The sequence below is a fragment of the Anaerolineae bacterium genome (genome assembly GCA_025062375.1).
GTDB lineage: Bacteria > Chloroflexota > Anaerolineae > SpSt-600 > SpSt-600 > SpSt-600.
In genome coordinates, this window is the sequence record JANXAG010000073.1 from 1 (window position 1) to 1,484 (window position 1,484).

Genomic DNA, 1,484 nt, shown 5'->3' on the forward strand with positions numbered 1-1,484 from the left:
CGTACCAGGTCAGAAGGCCGTCGTCGGCAGGCTCGTTGGGGTAGACCGTGGCGGTCACAAAGCTCAAGACATTTGGATCGTAACTGTCCACCAGTGGCAGTCGGTCAATGACGCTGATGCCGGTGTTTGTGATGAGGATGGTGAAAGTGACGTAGTTCGGGAAGATGTCATCCAGATCAGCAGCGACCAGTTTTTTATCTACCGCCACTGCCGGGTCAGTGATGGCAACAGGTGCATCGTCGGTGTCGGTGATAACGCCGCCGGGGTATTCGCCGCCGACCAGCGCCACATTCCAGTAGATGCCGGTGATGCCCGGCGTGGCCGTCACTGCAAAGGTCACCGTGATACTCTGGCCGGGGGCCAGCGGGCCCAGGTTCCACCAGACCAGAGTCGGTTCGGCGATGACGTCCGGGTCGGACGGGCTTCCGGAACCGACGACGTAGTAGAAGTCGGCGGGGAGCGTGTCCGTCAGCACCAGCGGGTTAAAGGTCACCTGGCCGGTGTTGGTGATGCGGATGGTGTAGGTGAAGGGCATGTTCCGCACCGCTTGGCCCGGCACGACGTCCTTGGTCAGTTCCAAGCCTGGCACCAGCGGTGCGGTGGGCTCGTCGTCGGCGTTATTGCCAGGGTTATCGTCAGGCGTCTCAGAGCTGACAACGACAGCGTTGGTGAAGACACTGGTCGTCGTCACCAGCACCCGGACGGTCACCGTCAGTCGTCGGGATTCGCCTGCGGCCAGGTTGCCCAGCGCCCAGACCAGCGGGTTCGGGACGGAGGCCGGGGCCGGGTCGGCGGAGATGAACTCCACCTCGGGCGGCAAGGTGTCAGTAACCCTGACGTTGAGGGCTACCGATGGACCATTGTTGGTGACGGTCAGGGTGTAAGTTAGCAGTGTCCCCACGATCACCGGGTCGGGGACGTCGGCTTTGGCGACGGTCAGGTCGGCCCGGGTCTGGACAGGTGTGGTGACATCATCAGTGTCAGTAAGGCCGAAAGTGTCGGTGATGGTGACAGCATTGTAGATCAGAGTGCTGCTGGGAACAGTGCTATCCACCCGCACCACCAGGGTCACCGCACCGGAGGCGGGCGGGTAGACCGTCCCCAGGTTCCAGGTCACCAGGCCAGCCGAGTGGCTGCAGAGGACACCGAAACAGGTCACAAAGGTGGTGTTAGCTGGCACTGTGTCAGAGATAGTGACGCCGAAGGCGGGCTGGTTGCCCAAAACGGTCCAGGCAATGGTGTAGGTGAGAAGGTCTCCAGCCTCCACAGGGCTGGGATAAGCGGACTTGGTCACGCTCAGGGTGTGGGAGCTATGGACAGGTGTAGTTATCGTATCGGTATCGCTGATGCCCGCAGTGTCGGTGATGGCGACGACGTTGTAAATCAGCGTGCCACTGACCAGCGGTGTCGCCACACGCACCACCAGGGTCACCACGCCAGAAGCAGGCGGATACTGGTCACCCAGACTCCAAATGACGAGACCA

The 1,484-nt window shown here is 61.7% G+C and carries 1 protein-coding gene; it reads right to left on the minus strand.

Annotated features, from left to right (window positions below; all coding sequences use genetic code 11):
* Positions 1-1,484 (minus strand): DUF11 domain-containing protein (locus NZ653_10070; protein ID MCS7287462.1); only part of this gene is annotated, 1,484 nt, incomplete at both ends.